This is a genomic window from Pararhizobium sp. DWP1-1-3 (assembly GCF_049896125.1).
Lineage (GTDB): Bacteria > Pseudomonadota > Alphaproteobacteria > Rhizobiales > Rhizobiaceae > Pararhizobium.
This window is the reverse complement of record NZ_JAFCTR010000001.1, coordinates 1-14,378: the sequence shown is the minus strand read 5'-3', so window position 1 is coordinate 14,378 and position 14,378 is coordinate 1. Positions and strand designations below refer to the sequence as shown.

Here is a 14,378-nt window from a genome sequence, read left to right as displayed (position 1 = left end):
CATTGCGGCTTTGCTGCACATGCCCGGAAATTTTCGCGGTTTGACCGCAGGGTGGCCTGTCATAGTTTTCCCATGACCCAACCTCGTCTCCAAATTCCCGTCAACCCAACGGCGCTTTCAGATTGTCCGGCACTGGCACGCCGCGCCGATGTTGGCCGCGTTCTCGTCAAGGTGGAGAGCGGCCGGCCGTTTGGGAACTTCAAGATTCTCGGCGGCATGACGGCAGCGCTGCGCGCTTTGTCCCGCATCACCAGAACGCCTGTTGCGCAATTGCCCACTCACCGCGACCTGCCGCGCCTGATCTGCGCCAGCGACGGAAACCATGGGCTGGCCGTCGCGGCAGCGGCTAAGATCGCCGGCGCGCCCGCGACGATCTATCTGCACCATGGCGTACCCCGGTCGCGGGCAGACCGGATTATTGCGCTTGGCGCGTCGGTCTACTGGATCGCAGGAACCTATGATCATGCGGTGGATGCCGCCATCGAGGCGGCGCGGGTCGACGGTATTCTCGTGCCGGACACCAGTTCCGATGTAAATGATCCGATCGTCCGGGATGTGATGTCCGGTTACGCAACGATGACCAACGAAATCGCTGTTCAACTCGCGGAAAGCGCGATCGCCGTCTCCCATCAGTTCATTCAGGCTGGCGTGGGCGGCCTTGCCGCCGCCATGGCGCAAGGCCTACCGAAGGCAAAGCTTGCCATTGTCGAGCCGGAAAATGCGGCCTGCGTCGCCCCCGCCCTCGCGGCCGGTCGCGTGGTTCGCATCGACAGTTCATTGCACACATGCGCGGAGATGCTCGCCTGCGGCGAGGCGTCAGCACCAGCATTGGCTATTTTTCAACGGCACAACCCCTTGCCCGTCCTTGTCAGCGAAGCCGGGCTTTTGCAAGCGGCCGAGATCATGCGTCAGGAGGCCGATATCCACACCACCCCGTCTGGCAGCGCCGGTCTGGCGGGATTGCTGCAAGTGGCGCGCCGCGGCGACCTCAGCGAACTGTCGGGTCTTGACCGTTCCAGCACGGTTTTGCTTGTCGCGACGGAAGCGCACCCGGATGCCTTTTGCCGCGACGTCGTCATCGAGCTCGAAGCTGCCTGTCGTTTTGCAGCAGGCTTCTTCCCGCAGATGGGGGCCTGAACAACCTAACGCCGGAGGTCGATGCATAAACCGACAGTCGCCAGGAAGGGACAGTCGACAGGAAAGCGTCCTGGTTCTCAGAGGCAGCCCGTGCCTATCCCAGCCGCCCGCAAAACACGTCCATAGCCTCCAGAACGATTTGGCCGTCGACGGTCTGCGGCGCAAACCCCGGCATCGGCAGAACCTCGGCAATCACCACGCCCTTCGGCAGGTCGACCGTTTGCGGGCCACGGTGCAGGTTGAAGATGAACAGCAGCTTCTCGCCGCCTTTTTCCCGCGTGAAAGCCAGGATGTCCTGATTGGTTTCGAGGAATGTCATCGCACCGTCGAGCAGCGGCGCATGCGCCTTTCTGAAGGCCAGCGTCTGCCGGTAGTGATCGAGAACTGACCCCGTGCCCGCCTGCTGATCGGCAGCGAGCGGCAGATGTTCGGCGGGCACCGGCAACCACGGTTTGGCACTGGTGAAACCGGCATGATCAGCCGCCTTTTCCCAGACCATCGGCGTACGGCATCCATCCCGCCCCTTGAAGGCCGGCCAGAATCGGATGCCGTAGGGATCACGCAAGTCCGCCAGTTCGAGTTCGGCTTCCGGCAGCGCCAGTTCTTCGCCCTGATAGAGGCAGATCGAGCCGCGCAGCGCTGAAAGCACCGAGATCGCCAGTTTGGCAACCCGCTCGCGCTCCTCGGCCGTGTGCGTGAACCGGCTGATATGGCGGGTGACGTCGTGGTTGGAAAAAGCCCAGCACACCCAGCCGTCGGTGACCGCATCCTGAAAGGCCTGAACGCAGCGGCGAATATGGGTGGCGGTGAAATCCGGCCCCAACAGGTCGAACGTGTAGCACATATGCAGCTTGTCGCCGCCGCCGGTATAGGCGGCCACGGTCTTCAGCGAGCGAGCGCCATCGCCGACTTCGCCGACCGAGGCCCGATCGCCGAACTCGTCGAGCAGAGCGCGAAACCGCTGCAGGAAGCCGATATTTTCCGGCTGTGTCTTGTCATAGAGATGGTTCTGCATGCCGTAGGGATTGACGTCGGGCGCATCCAGACCGATGGCGTCGGGATCATAGACCAGCGGCGGATTATCGCGCAGCTCCTTGTCGTGGAAATAGAAGTTCACTGTGTCCAGCCGGAATCCATCGACACCGCGCTTCAGCCAGAAGCGCACGGTCTCCAGCAGGGCTTCCTGCACATCCGGATTGTGGAAGTTGAGGTCCGGCTGCGAGCCCAGAAAATTGTGCATATAATACTGCTTGCGCACGCCGTCCCATTCCCAGCCCGGCCCGCCGAAGATCGACATCCAGTTGTTGGGCGCCGTGCCATCCGGTTTCGGATCGGCCCAGACATACCAATCGGCTTTCGGATTGGTACGGTCCGAGCGGCTTTCCCTGAACCAGGGGTGCTGGTCGGACGTGTGCGAAATCACCTGGTCGATGATGATCTTGATGCCGAGCTGGTGCGCTTTCTTCAGCAGGGCGTCGAAATCGGCGAGTGTGCCGAATATCGGATCGACATCGCAATAGTCCGAAACGTCGTAGCCCATGTCGGCCATCGGCGAGGTGAAGAAGGGCGACAGCCAGATGGCGTCGATGCCGAGGCCGGCAATATGCGGCAGCCGCTGCGTCACCCCCTTGAGGTCGCCCAGGCCATCCCCCGTCGTATCCTGGAAGGAGCGTGGATAGACTTGGTAGATCACCGCGCCGCGCCACCAATCGGGATTGGACTTCAAGGGAGATGCCATCAAAAAGCTCCGCGATCACAAGGATATGCTGCAAGATGTATCGTTGCTGCAGGTGCGAGTAAACGGCCGTTGCGGCTGTTTGCGGCAATTGACCAACGGCGATGCAAAAATGACGATTCAAGGCGTTTGGCGCGAGAGCTCAGGAACCGTCGCGACGGCCGCATCCGCTTGCCTTCCGTCCCGGTAAGCCGTATCTCCGCTGTCGCAAGGACGTGAAGAGCAGGAGAATTTCATGGCGGGCAAGTTGCTTTCGATCGGCGAATGCATGGTGGAACTGATGCAGGCCGAAGGTGATCTCTTGCGCAAGGGCTACGCCGGCGACACGTTCAACACCGCCTATTACGCCCGGCTCTTCCTTCCGGGTGACTGGTCGGTCGATTATCTGACCGCCGTCGGAACCGATACGGTGTCCGACGAGATGCTGGCCTTCATCGACAAGACCGGCGTCGGAACGGGCTTCATCCGCCGCATCGAGGGCCGTTCGCCGGGGCTCTACATGATCCACCTGAAAGACGGCGAGCGCAGCTTCTCCTACTGGCGCTCCGTCTCGGCCGCAAAGACCCTGGCCGACGATGCCGCCCATCTCCGCGTCGCCATCGAAGCCTCGGATGTCATCGTGTTTTCCGGCATTACCCTTGCCATCCTGGCACCGTCCGCCGTCGAGACGCTGTTGTCCGAACTTCGCCGCGCCAAGGCGGCAGGCAAGCGGGTCGTCTTCGACCCCAATATCCGCCCGCGCCTGTGGGACGACAAGAGCTATATGCTCGAAACGATCTCGGCCGGCGCCCGCGCGGCCAACCTCGTCATGCCGAGCTTCGATGACGAAGCGGTGCATTTCGGCGATGAAGATATCGCGGCAACCATCGCGCGCTATCGCGGTCTCGGCGCCGAAAACATCGTCGTCAAGGACGGGGCAAACGGCGTGACGCTCAGCTTTGGCGAAGCACCGCTCCAGTTTGTCCCCTCCGCCAAGGTCGACAGGATCGTCGACACGACCAGCGCCGGCGATAGCTTCAACGGCGCCTTCCTTGCCCGCTACGCCGTCGATGGCAACGCCACCGCTGCAGCCAAGTTTGCAGCGGAAACGGCAGCGGCCGTCATCCAGCATCATGGCGCGCTTGTCTCCAAAGACAAGCTGGCAGGGACCGCGTAGTACAAATATTGCAATCTCGCGGTATCGGCCTTATCCTTGGTCAACCTTAGCCAAGGGGATCTGTGATGACCACCGTCAATATGCTGGAAGCCAAGACGCGCCTTTCCCAACTTGTCAGCGCCGTTGAAAGCGGCGCCGAAGACGAAATCATCATTGCGCGCGACGGCAAACCGGCGGCAAGGCTGGTTCCCATCGCCGCTGGCGAAAAGCCGCCAAGACGGCTGGGTCTTCTTGAAGGACAGTTTCCGGACATGTCTCTTGAGGATTTCAACGCCTTGGATGAAGAAATTGCCGAACTCTTCGGCGTCAAGCCTGAATGAGGCTGCTTCTCGACACCCATGTGGCCATATGGAGCTTGACCGCCGTCCATCGCCTACCGGTCGATATAAGACACATGCTAGCGAGCCGAAGCAATGACGTCCTCGTCTCGGCCGCCAGCATCTGGGAAATCGCGATCAAATTCCGGCTCGGCCGAAAGGATAGCCCTCCCTTCAATGCCGAAGAGGCGATCCGGCATTTCACCAATGTCGGATATGATTTCCTGGACATCTCGGTCGCTCATACCGCCGCCGTCGGGCGTCTGAATACCCCTCACGCCGACCCATTCGACCGTTTGCTGATCGCACAAGCCATCACCGAGCCGCTGATCCTGGTCACCCGGGACAGCAAGATAGCTACCTATAGCCCGACCTTCGTCACCTGGTAGGGGCCCAAGCTCATTCCAGGCCCTACCGCTTCTTCTTGCGGTTCTCGAAGGGGTTTTCCGACGCTCTCAGATGAATACGGATCGGCACGCCCGGCATTTCGAAATCGGCGCGCAGGCCGTTTGTCAGATAGCGGATATAGCTTTCCGGAACGGATTCCGGACGCGTGCAGGAGATCATGAAGCCCGGCGGGCGGGCCTTGACCTGGGTCATGTATTTCAGCTTCAGGCGGCGGCCGGAAACGGCCGGCGGCGGATGCTGAATCTGCTGCGATTCCAGCCACTTGTTGAGCTTGGCGGTGGAGATGCGGCGGTTCCAGGTCTTGTCCGTGTCGATGATCGACTGCATCAACTTGTCGAGGCCATAGCCGGTCTGGCCGGAAATCGGCACGGCGCGGATGCCGCGCACCTGCGGCAAAAGACGTTCCGTCTTTTCACGCAGATCGGCCAATAGCGCCTGGGTGTCTTCGACGAGATCCCATTTGTTGAAGGCCAGGATCGCGGCGCGGCCTTCGCGGGCAACGAGATCGACCAGCTGCAGGTCCTGTTTTTCGAACGGAATGGTCGCATCGAAGACGATGACGACGGATTCGGCAAAACGGATCGAGCGCAGGCTGTCGGCAACCGAGAGCTTTTCGAGTTTCTCCTGCACGCGCGCCTTCTTGCGCATGCCGGCGGTGTCGAACATCTTGATGGTGCGGCCGCGCCAGTCCCATTCCACGGAAATGCTGTCGCGCGTAATGCCGGCCTCCGGGCCGGTCAAAAGACGGTCTTCACCGAGGAAGCGATTGATCAGCGTCGACTTGCCGGCATTCGGGCGACCGATGATCGCCACGCGCAGCGGCTTGGTATCATCGTATTCCGGCTCGTAATCGTCATCTTCCAGGTCCTCTTCACCGCGCAGATCGACATTGGTCGCCGGCTCGTCGATCTCAGGCGGAAAGGCGCGGTCTTCGCCGAGTGCTGCGACGATGGCGTCGCGCAGGTCGATCATGCCCTGGCCGTGTTCGGCAGAAATGGCAACGGGTTCGCCGAGGCCGAGCGTGAAGGCATCGTAATAGCCGCCGTCGGAGCCCTTGGCTTCCGACTTGTTGGCAACCAGTACGACAGGCTTGCCGCGGCGGCGCAGCATTTTGCCGAGCGTCTCGTCGGCCGGCGTCAGGCCGTATTTGGCGTCAACGACGAACAGCGTCAGGTCGGCCTCTTCGATGGCTGCTTCCGTCTGCAGCCACATGCGGCCCTGCAGGGTCTCCGGTCCGGACTGCTCAAGGCCGGCGGTATCGATGATGGTGAAGCGCAGATCGACGAGCTTGGCGTCGCCCGGACGGCGGTCGCGGGTCACACCCGGCGTATCGTCGACGAGCGCCAGCTTCTTGCCAACCAGACGGTTGAAAAGCGTCGACTTTCCGACATTGGGGCGCCCAACGATGGCGACGGTGAAGTTCATCGAATAATCCTGTCCTCAGAGCATCCGCAACCGGTCATGCTCCAATGTTGTTTTCTTGGGCGCCCGCTTAGGACGCCTTGCCGCTGGCAGTAATCAGATCGAGCAGCATCTGGGCGCGGTTTGCCAGATTGCGCGGTGTCTCGGCATCATCAGTGATCTGCTGGAACCAGCTCTTGGCCTTGGCCATATCGCCGGCCTTGTAAGCTGCAAGACCGAGAGCCTCGCGGGCCGAATGGCGCATGCCGTTGGCAGGAACGGCGAGCTGCTCGGCCTCGGCCGAAACCTGCTCATAGGTGCCGGTGTCAACCAGAAGATAGGCAGCACGCATGCGGGCAGCATCGCGCATCGCCTGTGGCAGGGCAGTATCCTTGGAGATATCGGAGAAGACTTTGACGGCCCCTGCCGTATCGCCCTTCTGCGCCTGCAGGGTTGCAGCCCGCATCTTGGCCAGAACCGGATAGGCGCCGTAGCCATCCTTTTCGAGCGTGTTCAGCGCTGCAATGGCCTCATCTGTCTTGTTTTCACGGGAAAGGGTCAAGGCTGCGAGGAATTCGTCGCCGGACTTGGAGGCAGAGGTTTCATGCCAGTATTCATAGCCAACCTTGCCGATCGTACCAAGCACGATGAGAATTGCGAGACCGATAATCACGCTACCGAACCGCGTCCAGACGGCTTTCACCTGTTCGGAACGCAGTTCTTCGTTGACCTCGCGGATAAAGCTTTCGTCCTGGTTCGCCATTCCTAAGTTCCGGTTTCCCGGCCTTCCCTGCAAAGATGAATGTAAAGATTTCCGCGCTTCTACCGTATTTTGAGGCTGTTGTAAGGGGGCAGCGCGATTTAGGCCTTCTTAACCCATGACAATCGGCGCAACGCCGATCAGCGCTTCGTGCAACTTCCAGACAAACAGCCCGTAAACGACGAGGGCCGCAAGCACAGCGATGACATCGTATTTGTAGGATACGAACACCGGATGCGTGACGCTGCCGGCACGCCAGCGGCGCTTCGCCGAGATACGCAAAAGCACGCCCCAGACCAGGAACGTGCCGAACAGCAGCACCGAATTGACCTCGCCATTGGCCATCAGATGCGCCACGGCCCAGATCTTGATGGCGAGGATAGCCGGATGTTTTGTTGCTGCCTTGATCCTGCCGGCAGGCAGGAAGGCGGCCGCCAGACAGATGAAGGAAATCAGCATCAGCGTCAGTGCGATATGGGTGAAAAATTTCGGCGGCGTGTAGAGAATGCCGGTCGTTGCCCGGGAAATATCGAAGCCGTAGGCAATCAGACAGAGGCCCAAGAGAGCACAAAAACCGTGAATGGCATGCCACAGCCCGGTGCCGCCCTGCTCGACGACCGCAGCGCGAAGACCGGGCGCGAAGCTCTTGATCAGATGGATACCGAGGAAGATGACGATACCGAGAATGAGAAAGGCCATGAAGGACACCCGTGACTGTTATGAATTGCGAACTACCGCATACCGGTAACGCAGCCGGTTTTCCAGTCCGATCAAAGGATTGCCGCATTCTGGGCTCAAGGGTCGCAGTTCCGCATTCGCCGTCCAAGGTTTTCGCATGTCCAGATTTTCCGCAGCACCTTGTCTTGCCGTTGCAATGGCATTGGTCCCCACCCTCGCCCACGCCGTCGAGCCTCCGGTACCGGCGGACCGCAAGCAACTCGTCATCATCTCGTTCGACGGCGCGCACGACAACAAGCTCTGGGAAAAGAGCCTCGACATGGCCAGGCGCACCGGCGCGCATTTCACCTATTTCCTCTCCTGCACGTTCCTGATGACCAGGGCAGAGGGCGGCAAGGCCTATCAGGCACCGGGCCACAAAGCCGGACGCTCGAATGTTGGGTTCGCCCAGAGCCGCGAAGAGATCCAGACCCGTGTGCGCCATATCTGGCAGGCCCGTCAGGCTGGTCACGATATCGGCAGCCATGCCTGCGGCCATTTCGACGGCAAAGGCTGGACTGCTGCCCACTGGAAACGGGAATTCTCCGCCTTCAACGCAGCTTTGGTCAACGCCTGGAAGGCCGGCGGCATCGCCAGCGAGGAGCCGCAGGGCTGGGCCGATTTCGCCGCCCACGACATTAGAGGGTTTCGCTCACCCTATCTCTCGCTAAGCGACGGTCTGCTGCCTGCCTTGAAACAAGACGGCTTCAGCTATGACGCCAGCCTTGTGACCAAGGGACCGGGCTGGCCGTCCGACGCCGATGGATTGCCGCGCTTCGGCCTGCCGCTCATTCCCGAAGGGCCGCAACAGCGCCGGGTGATCGGCATGGACTACAATCTGTTCGTTCGCCATTCCATGGGCATCGAGAACCGCAAGGACAGCGTCGCCTTCGAAGAACGTACGCTCGACGCCTACCGCAAGGCGTTCCAGAAGGAATATGCCGGCAACCGCATTCCCCTGCAGCTGGGTTTCCATTTCGTCGAAATGAACGGTGGCGCCTATTGGCGGGCGCTCGACCGGTTCCTGACCGAAACCTGCGGCAAACCGGACGTCGCCTGCGTCAGCTATGCCCAGGCGCTACCGCTGATCGCCAAACAGCAAAAGGCGGATCGCTCCGCCTTTTGAGTGTCGTTTTCGTGAGCGTTGGGTTTACGGCCGGTCTGCCGCGAGCTCCCCATCATGTTCTTCGCGGGCGAGATAGCGCTGGTCGATCGCTGGTAGCGGTTCGTCTTCTATGACCGCTTCAAAAGCACGAAGACGTTTGTAAATCGACAGCAACTCGACGATCGTCGTCCAGGAATTGACGAGATACTGGAAAGAGTCGCGCACCTCCCCGAAGACGTTGAGGATCTGGTTCATCGTGCCGAGCGTCAGCTTGCCCGCTACGATCGAGGGAATAAGGACGAGCGTGCCGAACAGGTTATCCGCCTGGCGATAGAAGATGCGGGCGACGTTGAAATAAAGATAGTGGAAGTAAAGCCGGAAGTAGTTTTTCCGCACGTTGGCAAACAGCATGGCGACAGTCGGAGGATCGGCTCTGTCGGCGTGATCCTCCCCGTAGACCAGTTCCTTGCGATAAGCCGCCTCGACGCGCTGGTTGCGGAACTCAAGCCCCGGAAGCTTGATACCCACGATTGCCAGAAATGTGGTGCCAAAGACCGACCAAAGAATCGCAGCCCAAACAAGGGCGTGAGGCACGGTTCCAATCAGCGGCAGGACAGTGACGGTTTCGGAAAATACGAACAGAACCGGCAGGAATGCGATCAGCGTCATCACTGAACTGACGAGGTTGACTCCAAGACTTTCGACCGTCGTCGAAAACCGCATAGTGTCTTCCTGAACGCGCTGGGACGCACCCTCGATGTGACGGAGCTTACTCCAATGGCTCATGTAGTAATCGTTCATGGCGGTGCGCCAACGGAAGATGTAGTGGCTAACAAAAAACAGATTGAGCACGCCAATGAAGACGGCCACGAAAGCAATGCCGGTAACACTGAGCATCCCTGCATAAAGCTGGGCTTCGGTGATGGGAGCGGACTTCGACAAGGCCTGCTGGATCAAATTGTAGAAGGGACCGTACCAGGCATTGAAAGCGACGCTCACCTGCACGGAAAAATAGGTATTGAAAACAATCAATGCCGAGCCGAGCACAGACCAATATTGCCACGGATGGGGGCGGTAAGTGAACCAGAAGGCCGCGAACAGTCCGACCATCACGGCATAGTAAATATAAAACCAGAGGAAAGGCGTCGACCAGAACAGAGAAACCCCGACAAACCCCTGCTCCTCCGACATGACTGCGGGAAGGCCTACAACCGCTCCAAAGTCACGGCCTCCGAAATACCAAAGCAAGACGGCGACCATCGTCCATACGATAAGCGATAAAAAAAACAGTTTTGGTTGGGGAAAGAACGACTTGAACAAGGCGGGGCACTCGCGTTTCTGGAGGGCGCAAACACCCTGCTTCGATGTGCCGAACCTAGGGCAAAAGCCCTCACCTGCCAATCACGTCAAGCTAATGTTACGGTTATTTAATTACGGGGGCGATCAAGCTCCTGTGGCGGCGACGATCCGGCGCATTTCCAGCCCGATCAGGGCGGCACAGAAGAGCAGCACCCCGGATGCCAGCAATGTCGGCACCGTGAAACTGCCGCTTCCCTGCGCCAACCAGCCGGCCACCAGAGGTCCGATGATCTGGCCGACACCGAAGGCCGCCGTCATGAAGGCGAGCGCCTTGCGCGGGCTGTGCGGTACAAGCGCCCGGCCGATCTGCAGACCATAGGCGGTGACCATGATGAAGGTCGCCCCGAGCATCAGCCCGCCGATGAGCGGCGCATAGGGCGATGGCAGGGCAACGACGAGGATAAGACCGATAGCCTCGACCAGCAGCCCCATCAGATACACGCCGACGATCCCGAGCCTCGGGACGGCGCGGCGCCAGAGTTGGACGGAGATTGCTGCAGACAGGCCGGTGATCAGCCAGGCGAGGAATTCGACCGTATGATCGCTCGTCCCTTGCCTCGCCATCGCAACGAGGAAGGTCGCCGTGATGACATAGCCGAAGCCGAACAGGCCGTAAGTCAGCGTGACGACGACCAGCGGCCGGGTCCAGACCAGCGGCTTTTCCCGTTCAGCGGCTTTGCCGGAAGCCGGCCCGGACGGTAGCAGGGCCGCCACGATAATCGTGCCGATGCAGGCAATGACGGCGCCGCCGAACCACGCGGCCTGCCAATTGGCAAGTCCACCGAAACCTTGGGCGGGCAGGAGAAAGACCATCAGCGAGGAAACGGCGATACCGATACCGACACCGCCGAAATGCACGGATTGCACATGCGGATTGCCCGCCGCTAATCCCCGGCTGAGCACGATCGCCGAGGTAAAGATCATCGTGAAGGCGCTGGCGACACCGGCCAGAAACCGGATGAAGGAAAACAGGAGGAGCGATGACGTCAGGCCCATGGCAAGCAACAGAACCGTGGTCGCGACGAGTGCCGACAGGCTGACCATCCGCTCGTGCCCGGCTGCCCAGCCATAACCCGCAGCGACCGCACCGCCGAGATAGCCCACGAAATTCGCTGAGGCGATCAACCCGGCATCGGCCGGCGTCAGGCCGAGTTCCGTCATCATGCCGGGCAGGATCGGCGTGTAGGAAAACCGCCCGAAACCCATGGCGACCGCCATGGCGATGGCACCGGCAAGGGCGGTCGGGACAAGGTTGTGGGCGAGCACGCGGTCGGGTCTGGTCATGGCCTACCTATTGCAATGCAGCATGGCGATGACAAATGACAAAATCTGATGGTGCCGTTCAACCGCGTGAATGGAAGCCGTCAGCCCGGCAGGGTGACGACCAGCGGCCCGTTGCGGGTAACGATCACGGTATGCTCGTACTGAACGGTCAGCGCCCGTGGTTCGCTATAGAGCGTCCACTCGTCATCGCCGCCTTCGGCCCATTGCGCACCGAGCGACAGGAAAGGCTCGACGGTAAAAACCATGCCTTCGGTCATCCGCCGCTTTTCATGCTTGTCCGGCCAGGTGGCGATCTCGGTGGGCTCTTCGTGCAGCGAACGGCCGACGCCGTGGCTGGCCAGATTGGTGATCAGCGTATAGCGGTTCTTCTTGGCAAAGGCGCCGATGGCATTGCCGATAGCGGCCAGCGGCTTGCCGGATTTTACCTCGTTCAGCCCCACCCACATGGCGCGTTTGCCGTCGCGGCAAAGGCGTTCGACCAGTGGCTTGACCGGCGGCACGGCATAGGACGCGCCGGTATCGGCAAACAGTCCGTTCTTCTCGGCGGACACATCGATATTGACGAGATCGCCAGCCTGAATGATGCGGCTCCCTGGAATACCGTGGGCGACTTCCTCGTTGACACTGATGCAGGTGGCGCCGGGAAAATTATAGGTCAGTTCCGGCGCAGACCGGGCGCCGGCATCCTCCAGAACCTTGCGGCCGATGGCGTCAAGTTCCGCCGTGGTCATGCCTGGCTCGAGCGCCGTCGCCATGATCTGGATCGCATTGGCACAAATACGGCCGATGTCCTTCAGCCGCTCCAGGTCTTCGTCGTTGTTGAGTGTCATCGTCTCTCGCTTTCGGCTGCTTATGTAACAAGCCGAAAGCGGCCAATCCAGACACCCACGATGGGAAAATCGCCGAGGTCAGGCGGTTTCCGCCTGTTTCTTCTCCTCTGCCAGCGCCGCGCGCACCAGCGGCGCCACTTTCGTGCCGTAGAGTTCGATGCCGCGCAGGATCTGGTCATGCGGCATCGTGCCGATTGCCATCTGCAGCAGAAAGCGGTCGTTTTTGAAGATCTTCTGGTGCCGGATGATCTTTTCCGCCACCGTATCGGGATCGCCGAGGAAGAGATTGCCGTTGGGCCCGATCGACTGGTTGAAATGCGCCCGGTTGGTCGGTCCCCAGCCGCGCTCGCGGCCGATGCGGTTCATGACCTCTGCCTGCGGGCCGTAGAACTGGTCGCCGGCCTTGTCATTGGTATCGGCGATGAAGCCATGGACATTGATGCTGGTCTTCAGCTTGGCCGCATCCTGCCCGGCCCGGCGCGCGGCCTCGCGGTAGAGATCAAATAGCGGCGCATAACGCGCCGGCTCGCCACCGATGATCGCCAGCGCCACGGGCAGACCGAGAGCACCGGCCCGCGCCACAGATTGCGGCGTGCCGCCCACCGCGATCCAGACCGGCAGCGGATCATTCACCGGACGCGGATAGACACCGCGGCCATTGATCGGCGCGCGCTTTTCGCCCGACCAGGTGACCACCTCGCCATCGCGGATGGCCAGAAGCAGGTCCAGCTTTTCTGAAAACAGCTGATCGTAATCTTCCAGATCGTAGCCGAACAGCGGGAAGGATTCGATGAAAGAGCCCCGCCCCGCCATGATTTCGGCGCGGCCGTTCGAAATCAGGTCGAGCGTTGCAAACTGCTGGAAAACCCGGACGGGATCGTCCGAGCTCAACACGGTGACTGCGCTGGTCAGCTTGATGTTTTTCGTGCGCGAAGCCGCAGCAGCCAGGATCATCGCCGGGGCCGATGCGACATAATCCGGCCGGTGATGCTCGCCCAGACCAAAGACATCGAGCCCGACCTGATCGGCCAGCTCGATTTCCTCGATCAGGTGGCGCACCCGCTCCTCACCCTCCCGGCCGCGCCCCTGCGGCGCCTCGGGATGAACATCGCCGAATGTGTAAAGACCAAGTTCCATGCGATTCCTGTCTGTCTGAAAAGACCTGATGGCAAAGAGAATGTTTCGATTACTCAGATAATCAACATTGCAGGCGGATCACAGCACGCCAGTTGAAACAGTGCGTTTCCAGTCGGGTCAGGATTCCCATGGATTGAGCAGACGCACCCCTGTGCCCGTGAAATCCCTGATATTGCGGGTAACCACGGTCAGGTCGTAATGGAGCGCGGTCGCCGCGATGATCGCATCCCGTTCCGGCCGTTTATCTGGAACATGCAACCCGGCACAAACAAGAGCCACCGCATCGTCCAATACCAGAATGCGATCCCCGAAGACCCGAGGAATATAATCGGATATCCAGGCTTTAACATGCGCAGCCTGCCGCTGATCACGGCGTCTCAACGACAGATAGCCGACCTCCAGCTCCATGATCGTGATGACGGAGAGGTACATCTCTTCCGGATCGACGTTCTCGCCCCAATCCTTCACGCACGGATGACACCTGCCGCTGGCAGCCTTGCGAAACTCGGAAATGACGTTCGTATCCAGAATAAATTTCACGAGAAATCGGGGGTTTTAAGCCCCCAGTCCCCTTTCATTTCCGGAAACTCGAAGTCGTCATCCACGACCTCCAATCCCGGCATAGCCAGAAGTTCGAGGATATTTTTCCTGTGATTTCCACCAGACGCCTCCGCATCCGGGAGATCGCCTCTGTCATTTGTCAGCTTCTGATATTCCTCGATCGACAAAAGCACATGAGCAGGGCGCCCCCTGTCAGTAATAAACACGGGTCCATCTGCTGCAGCTTTCTTGGCACGCCCGGTGTCCTGGTTGAATTCCCGGCTGGACAATGTGGTGCTCATCGGCGCCTCCGTTAATTTGTAGCAACGTTACTACATTTAATGTCCGGCTTCAATATTTCTACCCGTCGCTCCACGGCCCTGAACTCGGGTTAACGGGTATTTCGGAAATTTCACGAGTCTGATTCAAGTGTGTCGGTGATTTGGAGGCCGACATGATTGAAGATCATCGCCCGCGGCTGCGGGTTTTGCT

Annotated in this window: 15 protein-coding genes; 5 read left to right on the top strand and 10 right to left on the bottom strand. The window is 60.2% G+C overall.

Translation table 11 applies throughout. The features are described 5' to 3' along the window. Window positions 1-72: 72 nt before the first annotated feature. The gene (locus ACP7BS_RS00075) at window positions 73-1,137 is read left to right on the top strand and encodes a pyridoxal-phosphate dependent enzyme (protein ID WP_426235128.1); all 1,065 of its coding nucleotides are present in this window, start codon (window positions 73-75) and stop codon (window positions 1,135-1,137) included. 94 nt (window positions 1,138-1,231) lie between these two features. Here ACP7BS_RS00075 and ACP7BS_RS00070 read toward each other — a convergent pair whose 3' ends face one another. Then, the gene (locus ACP7BS_RS00070; RefSeq protein WP_426235126.1) at window positions 1,232-2,875 is read right to left on the bottom strand and encodes an alpha-glucosidase family protein; all 1,644 of its coding nucleotides are present in this window, start codon (window positions 2,873-2,875) and stop codon (window positions 1,232-1,234) included. Between the two features lie 232 nt (window positions 2,876-3,107). Between ACP7BS_RS00070 and ACP7BS_RS00065 the strand changes: the two genes are divergently transcribed. The 3 genes from ACP7BS_RS00065 to ACP7BS_RS00055 all read left to right on the top strand — a co-directional run bounded on the left by ACP7BS_RS00065 (window position 3,108) and on the right by ACP7BS_RS00055 (window position 4,734). Next, window positions 3,108-4,028 carry a sugar kinase gene (locus ACP7BS_RS00065; RefSeq protein ID WP_426235125.1) on the top strand — a complete coding sequence of 307 codons (921 nt, stop codon included), beginning with the start codon at window positions 3,108-3,110 and terminating at the stop codon, window positions 4,026-4,028. 65 nt (window positions 4,029-4,093) lie between these two features. After that, window positions 4,094-4,348, top strand: coding sequence for a type II toxin-antitoxin system Phd/YefM family antitoxin (locus ACP7BS_RS00060; RefSeq protein ID WP_426235123.1), 255 nt, complete (start codon window positions 4,094-4,096; stop codon window positions 4,346-4,348). Next, window positions 4,345-4,734, top strand: a complete 390-nt coding sequence (locus ACP7BS_RS00055) for a type II toxin-antitoxin system VapC family toxin (protein WP_426235121.1) — start codon at window positions 4,345-4,347, stop codon at window positions 4,732-4,734. Before ACP7BS_RS00060 ends, ACP7BS_RS00055 begins: the two co-directional genes overlap by 4 nt. A 22-nt stretch (window positions 4,735-4,756) precedes the next feature. Here the strand turns inward: ACP7BS_RS00055 and der are convergent, their stop codons facing one another. The 3 genes from der to ACP7BS_RS00040 all read right to left on the bottom strand — a co-directional run bounded on the left by der (window position 4,757) and on the right by ACP7BS_RS00040 (window position 7,613). Next, a complete protein-coding gene (gene der, locus ACP7BS_RS00050; RefSeq protein ID WP_113312766.1) occupies window positions 4,757-6,178 on the bottom strand; it encodes a ribosome biogenesis GTPase Der in 1,422 nt (473 codons plus the stop codon). 67 nt (window positions 6,179-6,245) lie between these two features. Beyond that, the gene (locus ACP7BS_RS00045) at window positions 6,246-6,917 is read right to left on the bottom strand and encodes a tetratricopeptide repeat protein (RefSeq protein WP_426227106.1); all 672 of its coding nucleotides are present in this window, start codon (window positions 6,915-6,917) and stop codon (window positions 6,246-6,248) included. Between the two features lie 108 nt (window positions 6,918-7,025). Next, window positions 7,026-7,613 carry an NnrU family protein gene (locus tag ACP7BS_RS00040; RefSeq protein ID WP_426235119.1) on the bottom strand — a complete coding sequence of 196 codons (588 nt, stop codon included), beginning with the start codon at window positions 7,611-7,613 and terminating at the stop codon, window positions 7,026-7,028. Between the two features lie 136 nt (window positions 7,614-7,749). Here ACP7BS_RS00040 and ACP7BS_RS00035 point away from each other — a divergent pair, with 136 nt between their 5' ends. Further along, window positions 7,750-8,757: a polysaccharide deacetylase family protein gene (locus tag ACP7BS_RS00035; RefSeq protein WP_426235117.1), complete on the top strand. Its 1,008-nt coding sequence runs from the start codon at window positions 7,750-7,752 to the stop codon at window positions 8,755-8,757. A 24-nt stretch (window positions 8,758-8,781) separates the two neighbouring features. Here ACP7BS_RS00035 and sbmA read toward each other — a convergent pair whose 3' ends face one another. From sbmA to ACP7BS_RS00005, 6 genes are all read right to left on the bottom strand, one after another. Further along, complete coding sequence (gene sbmA, locus ACP7BS_RS00030; protein ID WP_426235115.1) at window positions 8,782-10,056, bottom strand: peptide antibiotic transporter SbmA; 1,275 nt, start codon at window positions 10,054-10,056, stop codon at window positions 8,782-8,784. Between the two features lie 123 nt (window positions 10,057-10,179). Next, the gene (locus tag ACP7BS_RS00025) at window positions 10,180-11,379 is read right to left on the bottom strand and encodes an MFS transporter (RefSeq protein WP_426235114.1); all 1,200 of its coding nucleotides are present in this window, start codon (window positions 11,377-11,379) and stop codon (window positions 10,180-10,182) included. Between the two features lie 80 nt (window positions 11,380-11,459). Next, a complete protein-coding gene (gene map, locus ACP7BS_RS00020) occupies window positions 11,460-12,209 on the bottom strand; it encodes a type I methionyl aminopeptidase (RefSeq protein ID WP_426235113.1) in 750 nt (249 codons plus the stop codon). 78 nt (window positions 12,210-12,287) lie between these two features. Continuing rightward, window positions 12,288-13,346: an LLM class flavin-dependent oxidoreductase gene (locus ACP7BS_RS00015; RefSeq protein ID WP_426235112.1), complete on the bottom strand. Its 1,059-nt coding sequence runs from the start codon at window positions 13,344-13,346 to the stop codon at window positions 12,288-12,290. 117 nt (window positions 13,347-13,463) lie between these two features. Beyond that, entirely contained in the window at window positions 13,464-13,886 is a 423-nt protein-coding gene (locus tag ACP7BS_RS00010) for a type II toxin-antitoxin system VapC family toxin (RefSeq protein ID WP_426227096.1), read from the bottom strand. Then, entirely contained in the window at window positions 13,883-14,188 is a 306-nt protein-coding gene (locus ACP7BS_RS00005; protein ID WP_426227094.1) for a type II toxin-antitoxin system Phd/YefM family antitoxin, read from the bottom strand. The genes ACP7BS_RS00010 and ACP7BS_RS00005 overlap by 4 nt, the downstream gene beginning before the upstream one ends. Between the last annotated feature and the right edge of the window lie 190 nt (window positions 14,189-14,378).

Bases quoted from the DNA above. Each gene is read 5' to 3' on its own strand.
- ACP7BS_RS00005 (WP_426227094.1), bottom strand. From the start codon at position 14,188: ATGAGCACCACATTGTCCAGCCGGGAATTCAACCAGGACACCGGGCGT.
- ACP7BS_RS00055 (WP_426235121.1), top strand. From the start codon at position 4,345: ATGAGGCTGCTTCTCGACACCCATGTGGCCATATGGAGCTTGACCGCC.
- map (WP_426235113.1), bottom strand. From the start codon at position 12,209: ATGACACTCAACAACGACGAAGACCTGGAGCGGCTGAAGGACATCGGC.
- ACP7BS_RS00035 (WP_426235117.1), top strand. From the start codon at position 7,750: ATGTCCAGATTTTCCGCAGCACCTTGTCTTGCCGTTGCAATGGCATTG.
- ACP7BS_RS00045 (WP_426227106.1), bottom strand. From the start codon at position 6,917: ATGGCGAACCAGGACGAAAGCTTTATCCGCGAGGTCAACGAAGAACTG.
- ACP7BS_RS00040 (WP_426235119.1), bottom strand. From the start codon at position 7,613: ATGGCCTTTCTCATTCTCGGTATCGTCATCTTCCTCGGTATCCATCTG.
- ACP7BS_RS00075 (WP_426235128.1), top strand. From the start codon at position 73: ATGACCCAACCTCGTCTCCAAATTCCCGTCAACCCAACGGCGCTTTCA.
- der (WP_113312766.1), bottom strand. From the start codon at position 6,178: ATGAACTTCACCGTCGCCATCGTTGGGCGCCCCAATGTCGGAAAGTCG.
- ACP7BS_RS00060 (WP_426235123.1), top strand. From the start codon at position 4,094: ATGACCACCGTCAATATGCTGGAAGCCAAGACGCGCCTTTCCCAACTT.
- ACP7BS_RS00015 (WP_426235112.1), bottom strand. From the start codon at position 13,346: ATGGAACTTGGTCTTTACACATTCGGCGATGTTCATCCCGAGGCGCCG.
- ACP7BS_RS00070 (WP_426235126.1), bottom strand. From the start codon at position 2,875: ATGGCATCTCCCTTGAAGTCCAATCCCGATTGGTGGCGCGGCGCGGTG.
- ACP7BS_RS00025 (WP_426235114.1), bottom strand. From the start codon at position 11,379: ATGACCAGACCCGACCGCGTGCTCGCCCACAACCTTGTCCCGACCGCC.
- ACP7BS_RS00065 (WP_426235125.1), top strand. From the start codon at position 3,108: ATGGCGGGCAAGTTGCTTTCGATCGGCGAATGCATGGTGGAACTGATG.